General features: G+C 34.7%; 17 protein-coding genes and 1 pseudogene. 8 read left to right on the top strand and 10 right to left on the bottom strand.

Translation table 11 applies throughout. The features are described from left to right. Positions 1-26: 26 nt before the first annotated feature. Positions 27-1,177, bottom strand: a protein-coding gene (locus MNY66_RS05415) for an IS3 family transposase (protein ID WP_241501618.1) whose coding sequence is annotated in 2 segments (ribosomal slippage) — positions 27-901 and positions 901-1,177 — 1,152 coding nt in all. Because the reading frame shifts where the segments join, the coding sequence is not laid out codon by codon here. Between the two features lie 90 nt (positions 1,178-1,267). On the opposite strand from MNY66_RS05415, the pseudogene MNY66_RS05410 reads away from it, so the two are divergent. After that, positions 1,268-1,592: pseudogene (locus MNY66_RS05410) on the top strand (integrase core domain-containing protein); the annotation flags it as partial. A 948-nt stretch (positions 1,593-2,540) separates the two neighbouring features. On the opposite strand, the gene MNY66_RS05405 reads toward MNY66_RS05410, so the two are convergent. The 9 genes from MNY66_RS05405 to MNY66_RS05365 form a co-directional block, all read right to left on the bottom strand. Further along, positions 2,541-3,605: a hypothetical protein gene (locus MNY66_RS05405; protein ID WP_241501617.1), complete on the bottom strand. Its 1,065-nt coding sequence runs from the start codon at positions 3,603-3,605 to the stop codon at positions 2,541-2,543. Between the two features lie 18 nt (positions 3,606-3,623). Then, positions 3,624-6,218 carry a fimbria/pilus outer membrane usher protein gene (locus MNY66_RS05400; RefSeq protein ID WP_241501616.1) on the bottom strand — a complete coding sequence of 865 codons (2,595 nt, stop codon included), beginning with the start codon at positions 6,216-6,218 and terminating at the stop codon, positions 3,624-3,626. A 27-nt stretch (positions 6,219-6,245) separates the two neighbouring features. After that, the gene (locus MNY66_RS05395) at positions 6,246-6,971 is read right to left on the bottom strand and encodes a fimbrial biogenesis chaperone (RefSeq protein WP_241501615.1); all 726 of its coding nucleotides are present in this window, start codon (positions 6,969-6,971) and stop codon (positions 6,246-6,248) included. Between the two features lie 9 nt (positions 6,972-6,980). Continuing rightward, positions 6,981-7,703 (bottom strand): fimbrial biogenesis chaperone, encoded by a 723-nt coding sequence (locus MNY66_RS05390; RefSeq protein ID WP_241501614.1) that lies wholly within the window; start codon positions 7,701-7,703, stop codon positions 6,981-6,983. Positions 7,704-7,708: 5 nt separating this feature from the next. Continuing rightward, complete coding sequence (locus MNY66_RS05385) at positions 7,709-8,245, bottom strand: fimbrial protein (RefSeq protein WP_241501613.1); 537 nt, start codon at positions 8,243-8,245, stop codon at positions 7,709-7,711. A gap of 10 nt (positions 8,246-8,255) precedes the next feature. After that, a complete protein-coding gene (locus tag MNY66_RS05380; RefSeq protein ID WP_241501612.1) occupies positions 8,256-8,795 on the bottom strand; it encodes a fimbrial protein in 540 nt (179 codons plus the stop codon). Further along, positions 8,767-9,471, bottom strand: a complete 705-nt coding sequence (locus MNY66_RS05375; RefSeq protein ID WP_241501611.1) for a fimbrial biogenesis chaperone — start codon at positions 9,469-9,471, stop codon at positions 8,767-8,769. The genes MNY66_RS05380 and MNY66_RS05375 overlap by 29 nt, the downstream gene beginning before the upstream one ends. A gap of 73 nt (positions 9,472-9,544) precedes the next feature. Next, entirely contained in the window at positions 9,545-10,138 is a 594-nt protein-coding gene (locus MNY66_RS05370) for a fimbrial protein (protein ID WP_241501610.1), read from the bottom strand. Positions 10,139-11,567: 1,429 nt separating this feature from the next. Continuing rightward, positions 11,568-12,703 (bottom strand): IS3 family transposase gene (locus tag MNY66_RS05365; protein WP_420915509.1). Its coding sequence is split into 2 segments (ribosomal slippage): positions 11,568-12,427 and positions 12,427-12,703, totalling 1,137 coding nucleotides; the frame shifts between segments, so codons are not numbered across the junction. A 178-nt stretch (positions 12,704-12,881) separates the two neighbouring features. On the opposite strand from MNY66_RS05365, the gene MNY66_RS05360 reads away from it, so the two are divergent. The 7 genes from MNY66_RS05360 (at position 12,882) to MNY66_RS05330 (ending at position 24,926) form a co-directional block, all read left to right on the top strand. Further along, a complete protein-coding gene (locus MNY66_RS05360) occupies positions 12,882-13,895 on the top strand; it encodes a hypothetical protein (protein WP_241501609.1) in 1,014 nt (337 codons plus the stop codon). Positions 13,896-14,722: 827 nt separating this feature from the next. Continuing rightward, positions 14,723-14,914 carry a helix-turn-helix domain-containing protein gene (locus MNY66_RS05355; protein WP_241501608.1) on the top strand — a complete coding sequence of 64 codons (192 nt, stop codon included), beginning with the start codon at positions 14,723-14,725 and terminating at the stop codon, positions 14,912-14,914. A 373-nt stretch (positions 14,915-15,287) separates the two neighbouring features. Then, positions 15,288-15,905: an inovirus Gp2 family protein gene (locus MNY66_RS05350; protein ID WP_241501607.1), complete on the top strand. Its 618-nt coding sequence runs from the start codon at positions 15,288-15,290 to the stop codon at positions 15,903-15,905. A gap of 508 nt (positions 15,906-16,413) precedes the next feature. Then, entirely contained in the window at positions 16,414-18,834 is a 2,421-nt protein-coding gene (locus MNY66_RS05345; RefSeq protein ID WP_241501606.1) for a type I restriction-modification system subunit M, read from the top strand. Then, positions 18,831-20,165 carry a restriction endonuclease subunit S gene (locus MNY66_RS05340; RefSeq protein WP_241501605.1) on the top strand — a complete coding sequence of 445 codons (1,335 nt, stop codon included), beginning with the start codon at positions 18,831-18,833 and terminating at the stop codon, positions 20,163-20,165. Before MNY66_RS05345 ends, MNY66_RS05340 begins: the two co-directional genes overlap by 4 nt. After that, positions 20,158-22,302, top strand: a complete 2,145-nt coding sequence (locus MNY66_RS05335; protein WP_241501604.1) for an McrB family protein — start codon at positions 20,158-20,160, stop codon at positions 22,300-22,302. The genes MNY66_RS05340 and MNY66_RS05335 overlap by 8 nt, the downstream gene beginning before the upstream one ends. Next, positions 22,302-24,926 carry a DUF2357 domain-containing protein gene (locus tag MNY66_RS05330; RefSeq protein WP_241501603.1) on the top strand — a complete coding sequence of 875 codons (2,625 nt, stop codon included), beginning with the start codon at positions 22,302-22,304 and terminating at the stop codon, positions 24,924-24,926. The genes MNY66_RS05335 and MNY66_RS05330 overlap by 1 nt, the downstream gene beginning before the upstream one ends. The last annotated feature ends 6 nt before the right edge of the window (positions 24,927-24,932 follow it).

Below are 24,932 nucleotides of genomic sequence, written 5' to 3'. Positions count from 1 at the left end.
GAGCATAAGTGTTCTGCGCAACTAAATCAGGACACTTTTCTTAAGGAATTTTGTTCATACTCAATGGGGGGCAGATCACCGTTGGCAGTATGAAGCCTTTCTAGGTTGTAATAGCGCATATACGCGATAACATCTTCTTTCATCTGTTTCCGAGTCGGCTGTGGAATTTTCAGTACCCAATCGTGTTTTAAACTGCCAAAAAATCGTTCTACAACGGCGTTATCCCAACAGGCTCCAACATCACCCATGCTTGCCCTAATACCATAGCTTGTTAGCAAGCGGCGATATCGCTTACTCGTATATTGAGAGCCTCTATCACTATGAAAGACTAAGCCTTTTTCGGGCTGGCGTAAGTTATACGCTTTCATCAAGGCTTTACTGACTAAATCTGCCGCCATTCGTTTATCGATGTGCCAACCCACAATACGGCGTGAGTATAAGTCCATCACGATGGCTAAATACATCCAGCCTTCCCCTGTTTTTAAATAGGTCACATCACCCGCCCACACTTCGTTAGGTGCGTGAGGATTAAAATTTTGATTGAGCAAATTATCGGCTACGGCATCACTGTGTTTGCGTTTTGTGGTGACTTTGTAAGCAACGCGCTGAGTGACGACTAGGCCAAGCTGAGCCATTAGCTTTTGAACGCCATAAGCACTCACGCTAAAGCCCTCTTTGCATAACCGTTTACGTAACGTTCTATAACCTAAGCTATTTCGACGCTGTTCAAAGATAGCTTTGGCTCTGCGGTACAGGCTAAGTTGTTCTGCGGTGATCAATTTTGCTGGGCGTTTAAGCCAAGCATAATAGGCAGAACGACTTATTTTCATTAACTTGCAGAGCTTCAGCACGGGAAACTGTGAAGATAATTGCTTAATCGTTTTAAACGCTACTTGGTTTCCTTTAGCAGGAGGGCGCTGGCTTTTTTTAGGATCTCTTTCTCCATCCTAAGTTCTTTATTTTCTTTTCGGAGCCTTAATAGCTCAGCTCTCTCATCGGCATTCAAGCTGCTACCGGATTGTTCAGCGTCGAATTTTGCTTTCCAGTTATAAAGTAATTTATCGGTGATCCCTAATGAAGCTGCCGCTTTTGGGACGCTATAACCTTGTTCGGTGACTAATGCGACCGCTTCTTGCTTAAACTCAGTAGTATAAAATCTGTTTGTTCGTTTTTTCATTTAACACCTCAATAATTGGATTATATTCCATTATTAAAGTGTCCTGTTTGATTAAAGCAGATCAGCTGTCTTATTTTAGGGGAAGTGGACAATTATACAAACCGAGCCTACCGCCAATGATTATGGCGTTATCAAATAAAACAAAGTTTATCTCGCGAGGAAATTGTTGGGATAATGCACCAATAGAATGCTTTTTTAGAAGCGTAAAAACAGAGCGAGTACACTGATAGGTTATCGAAGTTTTACTGAAGATTAGCAGCAAATAATCCGTTATATAATTGGATATTACAGTCAACTCAGACCCCATCAATATAATGGTGGATTAACGCCCAATGAATCGGAACGATTATATTGGAAAAACGCTAACCAATTTTTATTGACCACTACAGTCTCAATTAAAGGGGAGTGGACATAATTAATAGACTAGAATGAAGCATCTATTATATAGTTTTTTATTTTCATACAATATTATTAAATTTTAATCTGCTCTTTGAAAAATCAATAATTTAGATTTACTTCCTCCCTTTATGTCAATATTTTTATATATAATTATATAATTATATAATTGCTAATAATTTTTTCGTTACAAAATATTATATATTTATGATTTGACGTTGATGTGTTGATTCGTTAAATTATATCTTTATTGATTTATGGTTGATGATATTCTATTTCGAATTAAGTTTTGTAGTAGAATGAAAATAAACCAATTTAATTATATACAATCTATTATATAAAGGGTTTTATATCTAATTTAACGATTCACAAAAAAATAAAAAATCATTCTTTAATGATGGAAATTTAATAGCTAAAGAAATAGGCAAAGAACTTAGTAAGTTAAGACGGCGTATGAAATTAACAGGATATGAAGTGGCTGGTTATTTGGGTATTTCACAGCAGCATCATATCTAGATATGAATATGGTATTTGTTTAATTATGATTGATTATTTATTAATATTACTACATCACTTAGAAGCAAGGGTTGATGTTTTTTTAAATGTGTCTTCAAATATCTTTGAAGAAAATAAAGATATTTCATTGCAGTATTATAACCTATTTTTTCTCTTGATTATAATGTTAAATACCCATTAGTAAAATAATATTTCATCAATTTAATTTTTATTATTTTAAAATACAATGAGTTTGTAGATATCAAACTTTAAATGTTCTATGTAAGTGCTCAACTATCTTTCAGGATAATTGAGCACTTATGGATCCACTATAGCGTGGCGTTCATTACTTCAGTTATTAATATAATAAAAGAGTTTATCACCTACTCTCAGCTTTGAAGATGTCTATTTTATTTTTCAAAGCCTATTTATTCATAAAATAAATCGCCTTATACGTTAAATTGTCTATTATTTACTTAGCCAGTATAAAAACATCAATTGCACCTGAATAAGTGTTACCTGCCTCAGGCCGCCCATCACTACAAAGATCCCACTGCATAATGAAACTCCCTGCGTTACTTCCTATTAATGGTGTTTCACCATCGAATAGAAAGTCACCGCCGCTACAGCCTGGAGGGGTATTTTTTAAACTGCCTGTGATATAAGGCCCTATTTGCGTATTATTTAGAAATAGTTTTCTCTTATTGATATCTGTAATACCAGAAGATACCTTAGAAAAAACTGAAATCGCATTCAACCCTGTTTCACAACTATAATTGAGTGTAGTTGATTTAGTGCCATAGCTAGTGCCCTGAACGGGTTTAATTGCAACATTCTTCCACTCTATGACAGCGGGATTATTAACAGTACAAGCAGGACGAACTAAAAAAGAGTTAACTCTTCTAGACTGTTCTGTTGTGCCACTAGTGCCTGTAGGGTCTATTCCTGGATGTAAGGACTCTCCATACGTGGAAAAAACAATAATATCATTATTACCATTATCTTTGATTGAGTAATGTCCTGGGTCGGCCCTTCCTATGCTATATATCCTATATTTAATATTTGAAGTTTTTTGTCGGCCTCTAGGAGGGGTAGATTGTCCACTCCAAAGATTTAAATATACAGCAATATTAGGGTAGGTTTTTGGGGTTAACTCGAGTCTTTCTGTCTGGGATGATAATCCTACTTCCATTACGCCAGAAACTAAAACCAAGTATAATTTAGGTGGTTCATTAGGCGAATCTATATTAATTAAAGGAATACCATACATTCCTGCATTAGGGATAGTAACAATATTTTTCAGATAAAATTTTAGTGTGAATTTATCGCAACCACCATAAGATGAGCTAGCGCAGTTATTAGATGGTGGAGATATCGATGAATTAATATCACTTAATAAATATTCTGGTGTAACAAATCCATTAGATACAACAGCGCCAATATTATATTGTTCTGCAAAAGAGCAGCTTGAAAGTAATGTCAAACCGATAGTCATTTTTTTTAAAAATGAGTTAAATTTGTTTTTTAACCTAATCATAAATCACCGTGAATAAAATCAAATACAATTTACATTCAATTGTTTAATAAGTTCATCTTCGGATGAGTTATCAATAAATTGATAGTGAGCAGTACATTGTTGTTCTTTTTTATTACCCCATTTTATCGAAATAATTCCTTTTTCTTGTAAGCCACTTAAATATAATTGACCTAATTCTCCGACAATACTTGAATATGATGTAGGTAACTCTTTGTTATTATCAATAATAGTAGCAATAGCTCCAAAAGGAACAAAGCCATCACGGTAATTGACAGTTAATAATGCCTGATAGCCAACATTAGTTTTAAAATGAGCTTTTACTACAGCTCCTTTAGTTGGATAGACATTCACCGACGTATCTATAAGTGTTGTATTTTCGGGTAATGTTGTAGGGTCAATACTTACAATATTTTTGTTATAATCAGATAAATAGGATGAAACAGCAAATCCATTAGAGTTTACTGTGTTCCCATTCTCAACTTGAGCACCTTGAGCACCTTGAGCTTCAACAATAGCAATTGAAGTGCCAAGCGTCGGTGATAATATTATTCCATTTTTATGAATAACGGCTCCACCATTACCACTAAGGTTTACGCTACGACTACTCTCCGTATAATTATAACCGGATGAGATATTTCCTTTATTACCAGTATAGCTTGCATTTAATGAACCACCATAGTTTTGGTCTTTATTACCCCAACTTTGGTTAATGCTATAAGATAAAGTATTATTCAATGCGTTCCCACTAAGCCCAACAGACTGCGTCACTTTTCCATTATTAGAATGTGATAATTGATAACTAGAATAGATATTTTCTGCTAACTCTGAGTGACTAAATAAACTAAATGGTACTTGAATACTTAAAGATAGCTGTTTATTCTCAGGCCATTTTCCATTGGTATCATCGGTGCGACTAATTGAATAAGCAGTATTAACATTGACGCCTTTAATGTTTGTATTATAGGATAAGGATAAATTTGTGACTGTTTCATTACGATCCCAAAAATCATCACGAGATGCCATCAATGAAACACTACCATACTTACCAATTGATTGGCTAAGGGCAGTTTGGAAACTATTTTTTTTACGTGATGATAACCATGGCATAATTCCTTGGTTAACATCATATCCAGTATTATTGAAATCACTAAAACTATAGTAGTCTTTTGTTGAATATCTTAATGCTGTTAAATCAACAGAGGTACCGGTGGATAACAAACTTTTTGAATAACGAACCCGATATGATTGTCCATTTTTAGTATCTTGATGATTAAACTTAACTGACGATATTGTGATATCAGCAGAAAAAGCTCCAAATACTCCGATAGAAAAACCGGTGCCTAATGTACCTGACATATATTTTTCAGCGAGTAATGTTCCACCATATAAGGTTAAATTTTTAGGCAATCCATAAATTAGAGTACCTAATATAAAATTACTTTTCCGGGAACCATTAGTAATTTCACCATTATATTGACCAGAGGAAATTTCATATTTCATTTGGCCATTTCTAACCATAACGGGTAAAGCTGAATAAGGTTGGTTAAAGGTTCTTACCGTACCATCTTCTTCTGTAATTGTAATAACTAAGTCCCCACCCATATTAGTAGGATATAAATCACGTATACTGAAAGGGCCAGGGGCAACATAAGTTTGATAAATAATCGTTCCATTTTGAGAAACACTGATGCGTGCATTCGACTGAGCTATCCCATTAATCTCTGGAGCAAATCCTCTTAAACTATTTGGTAGCATTTGTTCATTTGAATTAATTTTTAGCCCTTTAAAGGGAATGCTGTCAAATATTTCACTACCCGTATTGATTTCACCAATGAATAGTTCTGAGCGCCATTTTCTAATTTCTCTCATTACATAGCTATTTGAAAATGTAGTTTTTGAATCTGTAGTTTTTGAATCAGCGCGATCAAATGTATTTCGTGTATAAGTTGCAGTTGAGCGTAATCGCCAAGCTCCTAAATTTATACCTCCATTAGCAGTTGCATAAAAATTATCACTTGATGTTTTTTTTGAGTAACGAGTACCATCTTGCCAATTTTTTCCACCACTAAATTGATAATTAAAAATAGCAGCAGGAACGCCTTCACTAAATAGATTAGGGTCAATATATCCACCTACTTGATGCTTCATATCAATTTGTGGAATGCTTAAGTACAAACTTAATTTAGCAAGATCAAATCTATAGGAAAAATCAGGAATAAAGTTATTAATATCTGAGACAATTTCATTATTTTTTAATGATGATAACCCTTTAATAATTTGAGTATTAACACCTAGTTCATCTAAATTTTCTTTAGTTAATTCAGGGTAAACTTTACCATCTTTGTTTTCAATGAAATTAATTTCTTTTACTCCTGACTCCTGTTGATTAATATAAATGGTGACTAAATAATGCCCAGGAGAAACAGCTCCGGATTTAGAGAAAATACTTAAATCAATATTGTTACGATCACTACTATTAGGAAATGATAATAGATTCGGATCAAAGTAGTCATCTGCAAAACTTGAAGATATCATTGAGACAAGTAATGCGACAATACCTTTTTTATGTAAAAATAAAACCTTATTTTTTTTAGTAACCAAAATTTTTTTCATAATAATTTTTTCTTATTTTAGCCGCATTTAAAAATCTTGCTCTATAAATGCCGTTGTTCCTGATAAATCATTAATTAATGACCATCGGATTTTTCCTGATGCATTTTGAGGTAGTAGATATTTTTGACTATTATTAGGTGGTACCATTCTCATTAATTCATTTTCAGATATTTTATTTTCACCAATATATATATAGTCAAAGGCCGCATGTAAAGGTGAATTATTTTTCACGATTAAAGCCCCCCCCTCCTTTTTAAATTCTAGCCTATCGACTATGTTATTGATTTTTTTTATCTCTAAGCTATTTGGTCTATAAAAAAGTTTAAAGACTAATACTGTGTTTATAGCTATTTTACTGTTTACCTCTTCGTTAAATGAAGGTATTATTTTTATATATATATAATAAACACTTTCATTTTTCTGATTAAGGATCTTGTCTTTTTGAATGACTCTCCAACTCATACTTTCATAGCCATTAATTATTTTTAAGGGAGGCAGTATGATAAAAGGTGAGCTCTCATATTTATAATCATTGGAGCTATTTTTAATTGAGATTGGAGATGTTTCTGAAATCCATGCCTGCATTAAATAATTATTTTTAGAGCTATTTTTTATTGATAAACTAATTCCTGATTTGTCTGATTCATTATAAATTAATCTAGTGCTATAAAAATCAAACCCACTGTTAATTTCAGTTGTATGGGATACATTTATAGACAAAAAGAACACAAATAAAAATGTAATCAATCGCATATCTTAAGCCTATTTTTTGAATATATACTGATAATTATCACTAATGCCACCATAATCATTAATTAATGACCATTCGATAATATTTATTTTACTGTAAATTGATATTAATTTTTTTTCATCAGGACCAATTAGAGTGTCAAAATCGGATATTGGTTTGTTATTTAACTTAAGGCTAGCAAATGTTAAATAATAAGGTGATGGATTGTAAATCTCTAATTTATTATCATCTGTTAATTTGAATTTTAAATTATTTTCGGACTTTTTATAACTTATAGGTAGATTTTTAGGTCGATAAAATAGCTTGATAACACTTCGGGTTGAAATTGTAATTTTAGCTTGCATACTATTATCTTCATTTGTATTACCATCAATATTTTGACTAGAAGGAATAACATTTGCAGAAAAATAAGCAATAGACTCTTTATTATTAGGTAGAGATTTCTTTGATTTTAAAATAATCTTTATTGTGTTTTCTTTATTTGGCTCTAACCTAAATAAAGGTGGGATAACATAAAAATTGTTATCTAATCCGCCATTAGGTGAAATATATACACCTGCTTGAACTAAGTAAGCTTTATCATCATTATTAATGATTGTTATTGTTTGTTCTTTATTATCTTCATTATATACAATGCGAGTTTGCCCTAGAGCAACACCAGAAACTGCATAGCTTTCCGCCATTATAAGCATTGATAATGAGAAAAAAATAATTTTTTTAAATTGAGTAAACATAAAAGTTACCGATACTCAACTTGAAAAGTCATCGTCGCATTAAGTTCTGTTGCCTTTATATCTGCGCTTTTTTGACAATTTATACAGAAGATATTCGATTTAAATGTTTTTTCTGAATAATCAGTAGTACCATCATCCTTTCCTGTCCATACAATATCCCCTGGTTTGAATCGTTCACCATTGTCTTTCAAAAGTGCAACGCCGATATTCTGATCGACAAGATTATTAAATAGGGTATTGTTACCAGATAATGTTGTGCCTGATAATTGGATAGAAGGAGTAACAAGATCAATATTTTGGCAGTTACTTAATTGTAATGTTATTTCTTTAGGAGTAACCCGTTCATAAATAATATTTGTGGTGATCACTTTTCCAAAATCGACATCACCTTTTACTTTTTTATCATTAAAAACTGAAATATTGCAAGAAGCTGCAACAAATGTTGCTTTAAACTGAATTTTTGCTGTATCAGCAGAATATGAGTATGTCGATATTAGTAATAATAATGGCGATACTTGACAAGCTTTCTTTATAAATTTCATGGAATATCTCTTAAGGATAAATAAAATCAAAAGTAATAGTTGCAGTAGCTGAGCCACTTGATATTTTCTTTGCAGCATTTTGGGATACAAATCCCACGGTCATATTTATTAGCTTTTCTGTGGGTTCTATTTCTATTTCACTATTATCTTTCAATGGTTTGATTTTGTTTTCATTAAATTCTGAAGGAATGATGTCACTATTTTTTATTTGAAAACCAACTCCTTTTGCTGTACCTGATGTGAAAAAAGTTTCTGGATCATTATCTGGTGTGCTTCCATTAACTTTTATTGAAGGATTTATTCCCTCTGCGAAACCTTCACATTCATATAATATTTTTAAAGGCTTAACTCTAGCTGCCAAATTCGCATTTTCAATAAAGTCACCAAGGTAAATATCTCCAAAATCAATATTGCTCACAATACCAAACGAGCAAGCACCTTTGATAATTTCTGCTTTAAATCCTATTCCTTCATCTGAGTAGCCATTAAATGACATAGATAATAATAGAATGAATAAAGTTCTATTTTTGAATGCTTGCGCTATAAACATTTTCACCACCTATATCATTAATTGCTATCCAATATACTTTTCCATTAGAGGCTTTAACGTTATATGTCTGTTGACTATAGGGTGCTATCATTGAATTTCCTTCTTCAACAGAAGTTTGAACTTTTTTACCAGCGATATTTAAACTCGATATACTTACGTAGTACGGCGAGTTATTAATCATTTCTATGCCTTTTGAAGTTGACTTAAAAGTTAATCCTTTTTGGGCTTCTTCTGGTGTTGAAGCTAAATTACTAGGTCTATAAAATAATTTTATTTTATTTGCAATCGCAATGTTGATAGCACCACTAACCATATCATTATTATTTTCATTACCTAGTTTTCCTCCAGGAATAGCAGTTCCAATAAAATAGAAAAGTGATTCTTGATCCTTTGGCAAATCAATATTATTGTTTTTAATTATTTTAACTTGATTTGTATTACCCTGTTCTAGTCTGAATATTGGTGGTATAGTTTCGAATGGTGATTGTTTATCATCCGGCATTAATACTTTAGTTTGAACTAAGTAGGCGATATCTTTAGTTGTATTTCTTATGCCAACTGTTTTCGTTTTATCATTTTCATTATAAATAATGCGAGTTGCATTAATGCCAAAACCTGCGGAAAAAGCATAAGAGGTAATTAACATAAGTATAACAGCTGAAATATATTTAAACATTTTGCAACTCACCGATATTTTTAAATATTATTTAAAAGCTGGCGATCACGCCAGCTCATGAGACACATATATATTAGTTATAGGTATAAGTGAATGTGATTGGTGCTTTAACATCACTTGATGGAATAGCAAAATTTTCTTTGGCTTTAGATGCTAATTTTGCAGTGAAGGCAACAGTTTGCTTAGTGCCATTATTAGATAATTTGATACCTTGATTATTTGTAACTGGAGTATTGGCACTAGTTCCTTCATATAAAATAACACCGTTACTACCTGTTGAGGCTGAGCTAAAAATTTCATTTGTACCAGATAATGTTGTCCCTGTAACTTTTAACTCTGCCTCACCTTTACCTTCTACTGTTTCTGTTGCTGGTTGGCCATCTTCACCTATTACAACTTGAGTACCATACTGACACTGAGTTAAAGCAATCTCAAAATTTTTATTGCCCCCTTCCAAGTACTTTGATTGGCCCATAATAAAATCAGACATAGGGATCCAGCCTAGATCAATGCTGGTCTCACCAGAAATACCTAAATCAACATCACATGTTGCTGAGCTAATTTGACCAGTAAAATCAATGGTCATTTTATTGTTTGCATTAGCAACAGATGAGAATAGTACAACTGCTGCAATTGGTGCTAAAATTACTTTATTACTTAATTTCATGGATGTCCTCTAATATTTTAGTGTTTAGATATATATTTTTCTTAAGTTATATAATTTATAAACGTTCAATCACGTTTAATTAATTATTCATTTTTCCAAGTGATCATTTGTATATGCAAGTATGTTTTAGGATCTAAAAAAACACTTTTATTTAAAATCTTCTCATTAGAACATTAAAGGATTTATCCTTTTTAATATTTAGATGTATTATTTAGATAACACTTATAAATACATTTTAAAAAATAACCATGCTCATATACTGATATGATTAGCAAGCTCTTTTTTATCATTGATTTTAATATTATTAATCAATAATTTTTTACCTAAAGAATGTATAAAAAGTCTTTTAATATCATATTTTGATAGGTCTTATTGTGAATTTCACTCCCTGAAAATTTCACCCTTACATAATTATTTTATATGCATAAATAAATTAAAAAACTCTTAATTTTAATTAAGAGTGATTTTACTTGATAGTCAGTTAATACCTGGAATTCGTGTATATTAAGAGGTTAGATATTTAGTGTCAAGTAATTGTGAAAATGGAAATAGTATAATAACAAATACTTTTACTAACTGTTTTAAATCAAATTTTTTCATGATGTGTAGGCTAGATAAGGATTCATTTAAATAAACTAAAATAGATGGTCCTATTTAGATGGTTTAAAGATTTGAGTTATAATCCATATAAGACTTTAAAATAAAATAAAACACTGAAATTAATATAATGACATAGTTATTTCAAATTAATTTCATTAAAATAAAAGCATAATTAAATCTAAATTAATAATTACTGAAATCAAAGAGTTATAATTTAATCTTAAAAAAGAGAAATTATTTTCTAGTATCCGATTGTCTTTTTTTGGCTACTGACTTAATAAATATTAAATATCCTAATGATTATTTATATTATCTATAAATAGTAATATATGCTTAATTTTAATGCTCTTTCCTGAATTGATTGTTTTATGAGCTAATAATGGTTAGCATTGATGACTAGTCTCTTTATGTAATGAATAAGCCCTTGTATTTTGTGTGTGATTTAATTATCAATATAAAATTAAAACACATATTTTTTACTATTATATCTTTTTAATTAAATTAATAGTTATTAATTCTGATTTGGCATTACCTATCCTTAAGGTATATTTTATTTGATGGGATAAATATCTTCACATGATTTTTTATTTAATTTTATTAGATTTATTTGTTTCATGAGTAAATCTAATGTAACCCATATTAATTAACAAAAAGAAGTTTTTTAATTAATATATCAAATAAGGAAGGGTAATTGAGCGCTTATATTATTGCGTCTATAGAGGCGACCTACATAAACTGTAGTGGTTTAATAAATTTGGCCACCTGAATAGAGGTGATATGCTCACCTCATAACAATAATGTTCTGCGCAACTAAATCAGGACACTTTTCTTAAGGAATTTTGTTCATACTCAATGGGGGCAGATCACCGTTGGCAGTATGAAGCCTTTCTAGGTTGTAATAGCGCATATACGCGATAACATCTTCTTTCATCTGTTTCCGAGTCGGCTGTGGGATTTTCAGTACCCAATCGTGTTTTAAACTGCCAAAAAATCGGTCTACAACGGCGTTATCCCAACAGGCTCCAACATCACCCATGCTTGCCCTAATACCATAGCTTGTTAGCAAGCGGAGATATCGCTTACTCGTATATTGTGATCCCCTATCACTATGAAAGACTAAGCCTTTTTTAGGCTGGCGTAAATTATACGCTTTCATCAAGGCTTTGCTGACTAAATCTGCCGTCATTCGTTTATCGATGTGCCACCCCACAATACGGCGAGAATATAAGTCCATCACGATGGCTAAATACATCCAGCCTTCCCCTGTTTTTAAATAGGTCACATCACCCGCCCACACTTCGTTAGGTGCGTGAGGATTAAAATTTTGATTGAGCAAATTATCGGCTACGGCATCACTGTGTTTGCGTTTGGTGGTGACTTTGTAAGCAACGCGCTGAGTGACGACTAGGCCAAGCTGAGCCATTAGCTTTTGAACGCCATAAGCACTCACGCTAAAGCCCTCTTTGCATAACCGTTTACGTAACGTTCTATAACCTAAGCTATTTCGACTCTGTTCAAAGATAGCTTTGGCTCTGCGGTACAGGCTAAGTTGTTCTGCGGTGATCAATTTTGCTGGGCGTTTAAGCCAAGCATAGTAGGCAGAACGACTTATTTTCATTAACTTGCAGAGCTTCAGCACGGGAAACTGTGAAGATAATTGCTTAATCGTTTTAAACGCTACTTGGTTTCCTTTAGCAGGAGGGCGCTGGCTTTTTTTAGGATCTCTTTCTCCATCCTAAGTTCTTTATTTTCTTTTCGAAGCCTTAATAGCTCAGCTCTCTCATCGGCATTCAAGCTGCTACCGGATTGTTCAGCGTTGAATTTTGCTTTCCAGTTATAAAGTAATTTATCGGTGATCCCTAATGAAGCTGCCGCTTTTGGGACGCTATAACCTTGTTCGGTGACTAATGCGACCGCTTCTTGCTTAAACTCAGTAGTATAAAATCTGTTTGTTCGTTTTTTCATTTAACACCTCAATAATTGGATTATATTCCATTATTAAAGTGTCCTGTTTGATTAAAGCAGATCACTTGATGAATTTGAAAAAACCTATACATCTTTAAGTACCTTATTAAGACTTCAAAATACCACAGGGTGGGTACCTCTCATTACTCAGCATTATCGTGAATTGATGGAGGAAAATATGCGTTCATCCCATCTTTTATCTTCACTACATATGTATCTATATCGATTTAATTACGACAAAGGTTTATTAAAGGAATGTGCAGAAACGCTTATTCATTATGCCAATGTGATTACCCTAAAAAAAGATCGTATAGAACAATACACCCTAGCGATTAATTATTTAAAATCGATGATATTTAAAGGAGACTTTCCTTCCACTAATCATACTGAAAATGAATTTAAAAATTTAAAACGTTGGTTTGAAAAAAGAGCAGATATTTCCTTATTAGCTCCCTATGCTAAACTCACTGTAATCATCGATTTATTACACAATAAAAAACTTGAAGAAGCGTATCAACTGACGCATGAAATGTTATCTGAAGAATTACCTTACGGATATTTAAAAGCAACCTTTGCAAACATTAGCCTCGCATTGAAAATAAAGCTACAGAAAAACACAATAAAAAATGGGACACTACTGCGTTTAATTAATCCGATTTTAAATTCACAAGGTGAATACGTTGATTTTACTCTGGGTTCAGCAACATCACTAAATAATCCCATAATCACAGACCCGAATAATTTAACAATCCTTCGAGCAATTAAAACCTACAATACACTCATTACTACAATTACCCCCGCTGAAGATAACGAAGAGATTGAACGTTATCCACAAACTATTTCAGGCTTATTAAATGAGGTTAATACCGCTCTTGAAAAACTTGATGACCAACTCTCTTATATTGATGAGATTTGTAGCGAACATTTTGCCGATGTAATAATTGAACAAAAAGTACTGACCCGTCGAGAGCTCACTCAAAACCTAATTGGCATCTTAAATCATTGTACCCTAACTAATTGTATTGGCTGCTTACCCGTGTTAATGAAATATCTGAAGGCACCAGATGAAGAACAAGAAGCTATCGCTTCTTTTATGGGAATATCAGAAGACAGTGAACTCGAAAGAAACTTATTAGTAGAAACATTACACATCGTGCATGAAAAGTTAGATCAGCAAACCAACACGCAATAATTTTTCTACAATACACTTATGGCTCCGGCTACAATGGCTATATGTAGCCGTTGTTGCCGGGGGAGAACATCATTTTTATTGCATCCCATTTCGTTTGCAGAATAATATTAACTTATACAGGCAACCACAATCCATCATCCATCATCCATCATCCATCATCACACTATTTTTGATGTTACACATGCACTATTTATCAGCTTTCCAGATTATAAAAAAAGAAGAGTGATCCATTTAATACTACGTTGGATCGTTGAGAAATGACGTATTATAACATATCATTCCGTCAGCAATGGAAATAATAGTCAGATAAAAAATATTATATTGATAAAAATGCCAAATAAATAGATTATCTATTTTATTTTATTTTATTTTATTTTCATTATTACCCATTCAATAAAGTATATTATTTTTCATAAAATTTAAGGCACATACAAAAAAAATAACACTAAAAAGTACTTGTGTCGTTTTCATTCCTACTTATCACACAATAAATAAGTGTATTTTGATTGGCATTACCGATAAAAATTAAACTAGTGACCATTATACATATTTTTATTTTCATCAAAAATAGAAATTTTAGCCTATACCTATAATAGATTGATAAACACCTAAATATTATAGCCAAAACTATATAATGAAAAGAGAAAAATATTATTGTAAGCTAAAAATTAACAAAGAACTACTAACACAATTGGTACATTATATTGATAGCGTATTTAAGCCTTACGACACATTAATTATAAGAGAGTTCTATGATTTGAGAAATAATAAACAGAAAATAACTTAGCTCATACAATGCTGTCAATCGTTGGGGATAATGATGAAAAATGAAATTAGATAGACAACATGAAATTGCATTACAACAAGGAAAAATATTAGGACGACCTGAAGGAAGTGTTTATAAACAAGCTATTTATGAAATGAGGTGCAAAGGATATAAACAACGAGAAGTCGCTAATTATTTTAATATTAGCCTTTCTACCGTGAAACGATATTGGAAAAAAAGACTATTCGAATAGCACTAACTACAGAGTGATTATTTATCAACCAATTCAGTATTGGTGGGGTATTATCGATATTATTGATGTTGGAAAGGTAATATATATTACCAATAACACAACCTGAATAACTAACTAATATAACTTACACCGTGGATATCAATATAATCCAATACTGACTATAACCTAATATCAATAATATCAGCTTAGCCAGAGGTCAATATCTAAATAAATACGTCATTATTAATCTATAGATTAATAAATCTATGCCTGTTAAACAGGAATAACACAATACTCAATAAACTATAAGGGATCAGATAACCACATTATCTGTCCTTTATCACTACCAACATTCATACGAAAGAGTCATTCCAAATGACCCTAAGGGATCATTATGTCTAAAAAAGAATACAACCCGGGTTACCAAGGCGCTATTGCTGAAACTTTAGATTGTGCCTTACAAGCCTATCCTCGTATCACGGTAATACGAGTAGATCTCCATTTCCCTATGATGGATGAATATGGTGATATGCCAAACTGTTTCCCTAACACAGAAGGCTCTCCTATCACCCGTTTTATGAACTCCTTAAATGCAAAGCTTAAACACGACAGTCTACGTAAAATAGGTCGAGGGATACGCGTTTACCCTAACCGTTTACGTTACATCTGGGTAAAAGAACTCGTAGATGGATATCTCCCTCACTACCACTGTGCATTTATCTTCAATAAAGAAGCCTACTATCATCTAGGAGACTATGACTTAAATATACCTAGTTTACGGACGATGATTACCACAGCGTGGTACAGTGCGTTACAGCTCGAATTAGACCCTATTATTGATACAGGTCCATTAGTTCACTACCCTGAGAACTGTCGGTACTGTTTAAATCGAGAAGCCTTATCCTTTAGCGATGACTATAATACCGTAATAGAACGATTAAATTACCTAGCTAAAGAATACTCTAAACACTACAGTTCGAATTACCGTACGATAGGCTATAGTCAGTATTAATAATACATATGGTGGCCTTAGGGCCACCTATACAATTAGGTAACATTCACACTGGCAGTACTGCGTAATCTATTGTTATAACAAGCTAATATCACACTCAACGAACACTACTATCCAATGCTGAAAAAAACAATTGGACTCACTTCTTTCTAATCCACTTCAATTCGAATATTTTGAGTAAAAATCATTACAATGATAGTATAAGCGACATTGATACATCAAACTAAACAGTAAAAAAACAATGAAAATCAATTTATTAATAATAAAAAATACATAAACAACACTAGCGACTACTAGCTAATCATTGTAGCCCGCTTAATAAGTGAATATTAAATACGTATCAGCGACATAATGTGAGAAATCTGACTAGACCATGTTTTTGTACAAAAACACGCTACGAATACTTAAAAACGCTAGATAAGCTATGTTAATTATTTAGTTACGAGCTGAATCAATCATTGTAATGTTATAAACTACAAATCTGTCATCTAAAGGTTAAGGGACCCAAATGGCCATTAAGAAAAACGAACTATACTCCTCACTATGGGCCAGTTGCGACGAATTACGCGGTGGGATGGATGCCAGCCAGTACAAAGATTATGTACTAACCATGCTGTTCATGAAGTATGTATCTGATAAGTATAAAGGCGACCCATACGGTATGATTGTTGTGCCCCAAGGTGCCAGCTTTGATGATATGGTTGCTCTTAAAGGCGATAAAGAAATCGGCGATAAAACAAACAAAATCATCAGTGCGTTAGCCGAAGAAAACGATCTCAAAAGTGTCATTGATGTCGCTGATTTTAACGATGAAGATAAGCTAGGCAAAGGCAAAGAGATGATTGACCGCCTTTCCAAGCTGATAGGAATATTTGAAGGGCTTGATCTCTCTTCCAACCGCGCCGATGGTGACGATTTATTGGGTGATGCTTATGAGTACCTTATGCGTCACTTTGCGACTGAGTCTGGTAAGTCCAAAGGTCAGTTTTATACCCCGTCTGAAGTTTCGCGTATTCTTTCGAAAGTGATTGGTATTGATAGTAATACCCCACAGGACGCTACCGTTTATGACCCAACTTGCGGTTCAGGTTCCTTATTATTAAAAGCGAGTGATGAAGCACCGCGTGGCTTGAGTATTTTTGGCCAAGAAATGGACAACGCCACCAGCGCCTTAGCTCGTATGAACATGATCCTACACAACAACGCCACCGCGAAAATCTGGAAAGGTAACACCATTTCAGATCCACAGTGGAAAGAAGCCAACGGACAACTGAAAACTTTCGATTTTGCTGTCGCTAACCCCCCTTTCTCCAATAAAAACTGGACTAACGGCATTAATCCTCAAGAGGATGAATTTGATCGCTTTAGCTGGGGTATTCCTCCAGAAAAAAATGGTGACTACACCTTCTTGTTGCATATTATCAAAAGCTTAAAGAGTACAGGTAAAGGCGCAGTCATTCTGCCCCACGGTGTGTTATTCCGAGGCAACGCCGAAGCACGTATTCGTGAAAACCTGATTAAGCAAGGCTATATAAAAGGAATTATCGGTTTACCAGCCAACCTGTTCTACGGCACGGGTATTCCTGCCTGTATTATCGTGATCGATAAAGAACAGGCGCAGGCGAGGAAAAGTATTTTTATGGTCGATGCCAGCAAAGGCTTTATCAAAGATGGAAATAAAAACCGCCTACGTAGTCAGGATATTTATAAAATTGTTGAAGTATTTACCAAACAATTGGAACAACCTCGTTTTAGCCGGATGGTTCCATTAAGCGAAATAACGGCTAATGACTACAACCTGAATATTCCACGTTATATTGATTCCAGTGAACCAGAAGACTTGCATGACCTCAGTGCCCACTTACAAGGCGGTATTCCCAATCGTGATATCGATGCCTTAGAACGCTACTGGCAGATATTCCCGAGTATTCGTACGACCTTATTCAAACCAGCACGTGAAGGTTATAGCGAAGCTTTAGTTAAAGCCTCTGAAGTGAAGAATACCATTCTAAACCATGATGAATTTAAACAGTTTGCGACGAATAGCTTGCAGTATTATCACGCTTGGGCTCGCGCATCTAATTTAGCTGAGATCGGCGTAGGTGATCAACCTAAAGCGTTAATCTCTGAAATTGGTGAAAGCTTGTTGCAAGGCTATTCACAAACCCCTTTGCTAAGCAAGTACGATATCTACCAGATCCTGATGGATTACTGGAGTGATACGATGCAAGACGATGTGTACGTACTGGTACAAGATGGTTGGTCAGCAGGTAAGGTATTGCGTGAGTTAGAAGTCAAAAAAGGTGAAAAACTGAGAGAAACGCCTGACCTAGTGATTGGTAAAACAAAGTATAAAGCTGAGTTGATCCCTCCAGCCCTTATCGTGGCACGCTATTTTGCCGATGAACAAACCAAAATCGATACCTTGCAAAGCGAACTTGATAGCGCCAGCCAAGAGTTAGAGGCCTATCTTGAGGAAAATAGCGGTGACGATGGCCTACTTAATGATGCATTGAATGATAAAGATAAAATCACCAAAGTGACAGTCATGGCACGTTTGAAAGTTGCCATTGACCCCGATGAAAAATCGGCATTAAAACAAGTCAAAAAGCTGTTTGATAATGAAGCTGATGCTAAAAAAGCGCTGAAAGAAGCCCAAGATGCCCTCGATTTAGCGGTGTTTAAGCAATACCCGAAACTGAGTATCGACGAAATCAAAACCTTAATAGTGGATGATAAATGGTTAACGACGCTGCAAAACAACATTGAGGCCGAAATTGAGGGTGTGACTCAGCAATTAGCTAATCGAGTTAAAGAGTTAGAAGAACGCTACAGCGAACCATTACCGGATATTAGTAAATCGGTAGAAGACCTGAGTGAGAAAGTCGCAGGCCATTTAAAAGCGATGGGTTTGGAGTGGTCACTATGAGCGTTGAAGTAACAGAAACGGGTTTAAATCTTATTCCGGCTGGCTATAAGCAGACGGAAGTTGGGGTGATCCCTGAGGATTGGGATGCTGTATGTCTCGGAGATATTTCAGAAGTTCGCATGTGTAAACGCATACTTTCAGGACAAACTAAAAAGATAGGCGCTATACCATTTTTCAAAATAGGTACATTTGGAGGTGAGCCTGATGCTTATATTACACACTTTCTTTATAAAGAATTTAAAGCTAAATACTCATTTCCAAATAAAGGTGACATCTTAGTTTCTGCAGCAGGAACGCTCGGGAAATCTGTAGTTTATGATGGGAAGCCTGCATATTTCCAAGATTCGAACATCGTTTGGCTCGAAGTTAATAAATATAAATTACTTAATGAATACTTATATCATTACTACAAGATAATCAAATGGGCGTCATCAGAAGGCAGTACTATCGCTCGGTTATACAATGGAATCATTCGTGCATCAATAATTGCTCTACCTAAAATTAACGAACAAATCGCCATAGCCACTGCACTATCCGATGTTGATGCGCTGATTAGTAAATTAGAAAATCTGATCGCAAAAAAACGGGCTATCAAAACTACCACTGTGCAGCAGCTCCTCACAGGCCGTACTCGTCTACCACAATTCGCACTACGTGAAGATGGTTCGAAGAAAGGTACTAAGCAAAGTGAGTTGGGTGAGATTCCTGAGGATTGGGAGGTTAAAATGGTCTTTGAACTGGCTGACTATCAAAAAAGTTTATTTGATGATGGCGACTGGATTGAAGCTGAGCATATTACCAACAAAGGTATTAGGCTAATACAAACAGGTAATATAGGTGTTGGTCGATATGTTGATAAAGACACAAAAAAATACATCTTCAAAGAGTCATTTGAAAAACTAAAGTGTAAGGAGTTACACGAAGGTGATTTGCTAATTTGTCGTTTGGCAGAGCCTGCTGGGCGAGCTTGTATATTTCCCTATATAGGTGAGGACAAAGTGATAACTTCAGTAGATGTCACTATATTCAGACCATCGCATGAAGTAACAAGTCGAGAATTCTATAATCAATATTTTTCATCATCAGATTGGTTTAAATCTGTTCTCGAGCAGGTTGGTGGTACGACACATAAAAGGATTTCTCGAGGGGCACTTGGACGGATTAGAGTGCTCTATCCCAATATAGAAGAACAAACCGCCATCGCCACTATCCTTTCCGATATGGATGAAGAAATTCAAGCGTTGGAACAACGCCTTAGCAAAACTCGCCAAATTAAACAAGGCATGATGCAAGAATTACTGACAGGGAAGACGAGATTGGTGAATGACTGAAGAAAATACGCATTACTTATTAGAAGAACTTGCAGGCTTTAGTGACCAACAATTACTCGAAGCGCTCAAACGTAATTGGCGCTACGACCCACAAAAGCCGTTGGATATTATCGGTAAACTAAAAAAGATTACTACAGATACCAACTCCTTCTATATTTTAGAAGAATTGCATAGTATCCATGATGGCTCTGCTTTAGTTTATCCATTACAAAGAGAGGATATCCATCACACTGTATTTGCGGGAGCTATTAAAGAGCACAGCGTTGAGTCTGGCAGTTGGGTGAAAGTAAGAGTCACTCTTTCTCCTGAAAATGAGCGTGTAAAATGGAATAACCCATTTTCGCTTAGAGTGGAGAACGGCTATGTCAGCCTACTCAATGCGCTACCGGAAACTGCCGACAATAATCAGTATCTTATTGATGGTAAGTTCCATGTTGAAAATTGGATAGTCGATTTTTATCTCTCTAAAAATAACAAAAAAATTCAAGAGGATGAAGTTCGTTTATTAGAACAATACGCTCAAGAAAAAAAACAAGTAGAACAAAAAATTCATTCGTTAAGTGTGACGGAGCAGTCCTTAACCAGCAAAGTCGATAAATCTCAACAAGTGCTGGCTAAAAATATGCAAAGTTTAGAGAACCTACAGACAGAAATGGCGAATCAGCAACGAGAGTTTTCTAAGCAACAAACGGAATTGGAGTATAAATTGAACAAACTAACTGAATACGTTAAGAATACGGCTTCAATGCTGCTCGATCTCGATCTTATATCACAAGCCGATGTTGATACTTTATTGGGACAAAGCAAGGTCAGTGAACGACTCATCGGTCATGATTTTAAAACCGTTTTTGATAGTGATCAAAAACTCGCTGTTGGTTACATTCAAGCCTTTATGTACAAAAAAGACATTATGTACCAACGTTATGTATTAGAAGATTTTTTTGCATTGGTGTGCACCAATGACTTGATTGTTTTAGCCGGTGATTCGGGGTCAGGTAAGACGAATTTAGTTAAGTCTTTTGCCGACGCAATTGGCGGCAAAGCCGTCATCATTCCCGTTAAGCCAAACTGGACCAGTGCTGAGGATTTACTTGGTTATTATAATCCACTCGAACAAAAGTACCTCACAACCCCATTTCTCGACGCGTTATTTGAAGCAAAACAAAACCCTGATATTCCCTATTTCATTTGTCTGGATGAAATGAACTTAGCGAGAGTCGAGTACTATTTTGCAGATTTCTTGAGCCTGCTTGAAGAACGTCATTACAGCCCTGAGATTTCACTTTATTCAGACTCAGAGTCAGAGCATTTATTGAGTGAGGCGCGCAATTTTTTAGCATTAATAGAAGATTCAAAAACCAAGCTTAATAAGTCAGATCTCACCAGCTTCCTCGACTTAATGCGTGATGAGCAAGTTAACGCTAAACTCCATGAGTTATGTGGCTTCCATGAAGGGGATTCACTTCTAAAATACCATGCCCGGCTTCGGAAAATGTTACACAGTTATTTAGGCACGCCAGCTAAATTGGAATTACCTGCTAATGTTCGCATTATTGGCGCTATCAATGTTGATGAAACAACACATTATCTTTCACCTAAAATTCTTGATCGGGCACATTTGATGCGATTCACTAGCCCATTATTGACTGACTGGGATGAAGTTGAACGAGAAATTGAATCATTTGATTTGGATATGTCACAACCCGTAAACCTTAAACCAAGCGAATTAGGTATTCGTCAACCCTATCCACCATTTGATAGAAACGATCCCCTCGTTAATAAACTTCTCTATTTAACTAAAGAGTACTTAGACCGCCTAGGTATTGAATTTGGTATGAGAACAATTCGTCAGGCGAGACTCTACCAAAATGTACTCGCTCCGTTTGGTGCGAGCGAAGAAGTTATTTTCAATAACCTCATTCTCCATAAAGTTCTTCCTAAAATGATGTTTGATGGCGATAAACAACTTGAAGGTGACCTACTTCGTAAAGATTTATTGGCTTCCTTGAGGGACTACCTTCAAAGCGAGTTAGACAGTATTGCGAGTAGCTCTGTCACTTCCTGTATTGATGAGCTAGATCGCATTATACGAAATGCTGCAAGTAATGATTGGATTGTTAACTACTGGTCGCGCTAATGGAATCCATCGACATCCGGTATATAGATATAGTTTGGAATGCAGATCGTTCAGTATTGAAAGTTGAGGCAAGTTCTCACCCCATTGAGCTAGAAAGAGTCGAGCAGCATTGGGTAGGCAATACGGTCGCCTACCCACAAAAATATTTTTATATTGGAATATGCATTGCCGATAAACTTATTTATGAGCCCTATTTAAAACTGCCAAATAATGGTTCTTCTCCATTGATGCCAATTAAGGTTCCAGGAGAAGATAAAATCTGGTGGGTTCAAAAGGGAAATTGGGATACAAAGCACAATAAGTACTTTTCGACCATATACCATACCGCAGGCTGTGTCGAAATTAGCGTGCAGAATGAAACGCTAATTCTAGAAAACCATACTGTAAATTTTTCTGTTTCAGATCTTGAGTACTATTTATCAGATCTTAAAAACAAACTCTGGATGCTGATCCTCGATAATAAAAGCGCAAGCAAAATCAAGATTCAAAATGAAGCCCCCTCCATTTTTTCAGAGGATATCGTAAAATTATTTGGCGAGCTAACGTCGAGCTTTGAGGCTATCGTTAAAAAGCCTCACGTCATTTTATCTGAAGTACAAGAGAAACTACCTAAGCGCTTAGTAAAACCTGTCGCTAAAACCTTTCGTGAGATTGTGACTCAACCCCATTCTAAGCGTTTGACAAGTCGATCATATAAGGAATCTTACGATATTCCAGAAAACCGCTTTGTGCATTATTTGATGCAAAGAACTTTATATTTACTCAACACCCTGAGTCGGCTTGCATACCATCAAGTGAACGCTATGCACGATCGAGTTGAAAGAGACGAACATTGGCTGAAAACAGAAAGCAGAAAAGAAACAAAGGTAGTCGATCCAGTCATTTTTGATAATGAGATCCAAGCGATTACTTCAGAATTGGAAAATCAGAGCCTTATGTTGAATAATGTAATTAAGGCACAGCAAATAAATCGTGGTGATGAGAACTTTATTGACCAAACCTATACGGTTACATTAAATAATACCTATGGTAAATCTGATACTGATTACTTTGTACTCTCATTAAATGGAAAAATCATTAGCCAAGATTTTGATACCTATGTCGTTTTCTCATCAGGGATTAATTTTAAGGAGCTATGTAATGAAAAGAATTTAACTGCATACGAATTTCGAATAACAGGCTCAGGAAAAAAGTATAGCGATAAAAACAGCAATGGGAAAATATTCTATCGGCTTTGTTTTACCAACATACACGCTATTGATATCTTACGCTCCCCCCTGACTCAAGAGCTTACCCATTTAAAATCAACCCGTGTCAATTTGGCAAATAATGAATGGGTCACTCATTTAACTCCCGACGAGCAGGAAAGCATTCGTAATCAAATACAGATCACACAAGCAAGGCTCGATGCTATTAAGGATGTACTAAACCAGTTGAGTGAATTCAACTCGCACATTCCTTCTTTAATTACCCGTGTTAAAAAATCTATACAGTTTTTCCGAACACACAAGGTAAAACAGCAACAAAGTCTCCCTAATTCTATGATTTTTGTTAAGAACCCCTTATACACCTCCGTAAAAAGTGCATATCAACAAATTTCAAATCTAGAGGGAATGGATGACTCGCTGTTAAATGACATGATGACCATTGATGAAATAGGGCTCGTTAACTTACCGAATCTTTATGAAAGATGGTGCTTGCTTCAATTAATTATTGTTATTAAAGATATTTATCGCTTTCAAGCTCAACACAATTGGCAGCAAAAGCTTATTGATAGCATATTGAAAAACGAAAGAAATATTGAGATATCATTTTCATGTAAAACGCGGCAACTCGCCCTAGTCTTGACCTATGAGAAGGAATTAGATTCAGGTAAAAGACCTGATTTTGTCATCGACTTACATTACGAAACTTACTTTTCGAAGCCGGACACAAATGCTTTTTCAAGCGAGCACTCAAACCAAATCCAATGGTATATCAATAAACATAACATTAAAAGAATGGTGCTTGATGCTAAATTTCGTGGGAATGTAAGTGAACACCATATTAATAATTTGATTGATGATCTTTACGGCGATAAAAATTACAGTGAGGATAGAAATAATTCGGTATTCATTGTGCACCCTGTTGCCAACGTGATTGACATACGAACCTCGCCGCTAGCGTGGGGAAAATATTGCAATTATGGACATGCTCGTCAAATCAACCATAAAAAAGGTGCTATATATTTGAGCCCTAGTCGAGAGCACCGAAATTCTATTGAAAATTTACAACGTCTCATTGGTATGTTTCTTCAAAATCATACCGTCATTCTCGATGATGGTAATAGAAAGAATATTACTTGGCATAATAAAAACTGCATATCATGTGGTAGTAACGATCTTATTATTTCTTTAGGTGAAACTAAGGCTGGAAATAATGTGAATAAAATTCACTGTAAATCCTGTGGTCAAAATACGATCGAAACACTATGTGCGTCTTGTCGAAGACCTTTATATAAAAATGGAATAAACTGGACTTATCATCGTACTCGAGCTACACAAACAACCAACATCGTCTGCCCAGAATGTGAGGCATTTTTATCAAGTAATGGCAGAGGATCACAAACGTTTAATGCTTCTTAACAAACA

The sequence above is a fragment of the Moellerella wisconsensis genome (genome assembly GCF_022592395.1).
Taxonomy (GTDB): domain Bacteria; phylum Pseudomonadota; class Gammaproteobacteria; order Enterobacterales; family Enterobacteriaceae; genus Moellerella; species Moellerella wisconsensis.
The sequence above is the reverse complement of the archived record's forward strand: the minus strand, read 5'-3'. Positions and strand labels throughout refer to the sequence as shown.

Bases quoted from the DNA above. Each gene is read 5' to 3' on its own strand.
- MNY66_RS05405 (WP_241501617.1), bottom strand. From the start codon at position 3,605: ATGATTAGGTTAAAAAACAAATTTAACTCATTTTTAAAAAAAATGACT.
- MNY66_RS05400 (WP_241501616.1), bottom strand. From the start codon at position 6,218: ATGAAAAAAATTTTGGTTACTAAAAAAAATAAGGTTTTATTTTTACAT.
- MNY66_RS05395 (WP_241501615.1), bottom strand. From the start codon at position 6,971: ATGCGATTGATTACATTTTTATTTGTGTTCTTTTTGTCTATAAATGTA.
- MNY66_RS05390 (WP_241501614.1), bottom strand. From the start codon at position 7,703: ATGTTTACTCAATTTAAAAAAATTATTTTTTTCTCATTATCAATGCTT.
- MNY66_RS05385 (WP_241501613.1), bottom strand. From the start codon at position 8,245: ATGAAATTTATAAAGAAAGCTTGTCAAGTATCGCCATTATTATTACTA.
- MNY66_RS05380 (WP_241501612.1), bottom strand. From the start codon at position 8,795: ATGTTTATAGCGCAAGCATTCAAAAATAGAACTTTATTCATTCTATTA.
- MNY66_RS05375 (WP_241501611.1), bottom strand. From the start codon at position 9,471: ATGTTTAAATATATTTCAGCTGTTATACTTATGTTAATTACCTCTTAT.
- MNY66_RS05370 (WP_241501610.1), bottom strand. From the start codon at position 10,138: ATGAAATTAAGTAATAAAGTAATTTTAGCACCAATTGCAGCAGTTGTA.
- MNY66_RS05360 (WP_241501609.1), top strand. From the start codon at position 12,882: ATGCGTTCATCCCATCTTTTATCTTCACTACATATGTATCTATATCGA.
- MNY66_RS05355 (WP_241501608.1), top strand. From the start codon at position 14,723: ATGAAATTAGATAGACAACATGAAATTGCATTACAACAAGGAAAAATA.
- MNY66_RS05350 (WP_241501607.1), top strand. From the start codon at position 15,288: ATGTCTAAAAAAGAATACAACCCGGGTTACCAAGGCGCTATTGCTGAA.
- MNY66_RS05345 (WP_241501606.1), top strand. From the start codon at position 16,414: ATGGCCATTAAGAAAAACGAACTATACTCCTCACTATGGGCCAGTTGC.
- MNY66_RS05340 (WP_241501605.1), top strand. From the start codon at position 18,831: ATGAGCGTTGAAGTAACAGAAACGGGTTTAAATCTTATTCCGGCTGGC.
- MNY66_RS05335 (WP_241501604.1), top strand. From the start codon at position 20,158: ATGACTGAAGAAAATACGCATTACTTATTAGAAGAACTTGCAGGCTTT.
- MNY66_RS05330 (WP_241501603.1), top strand. From the start codon at position 22,302: ATGGAATCCATCGACATCCGGTATATAGATATAGTTTGGAATGCAGAT.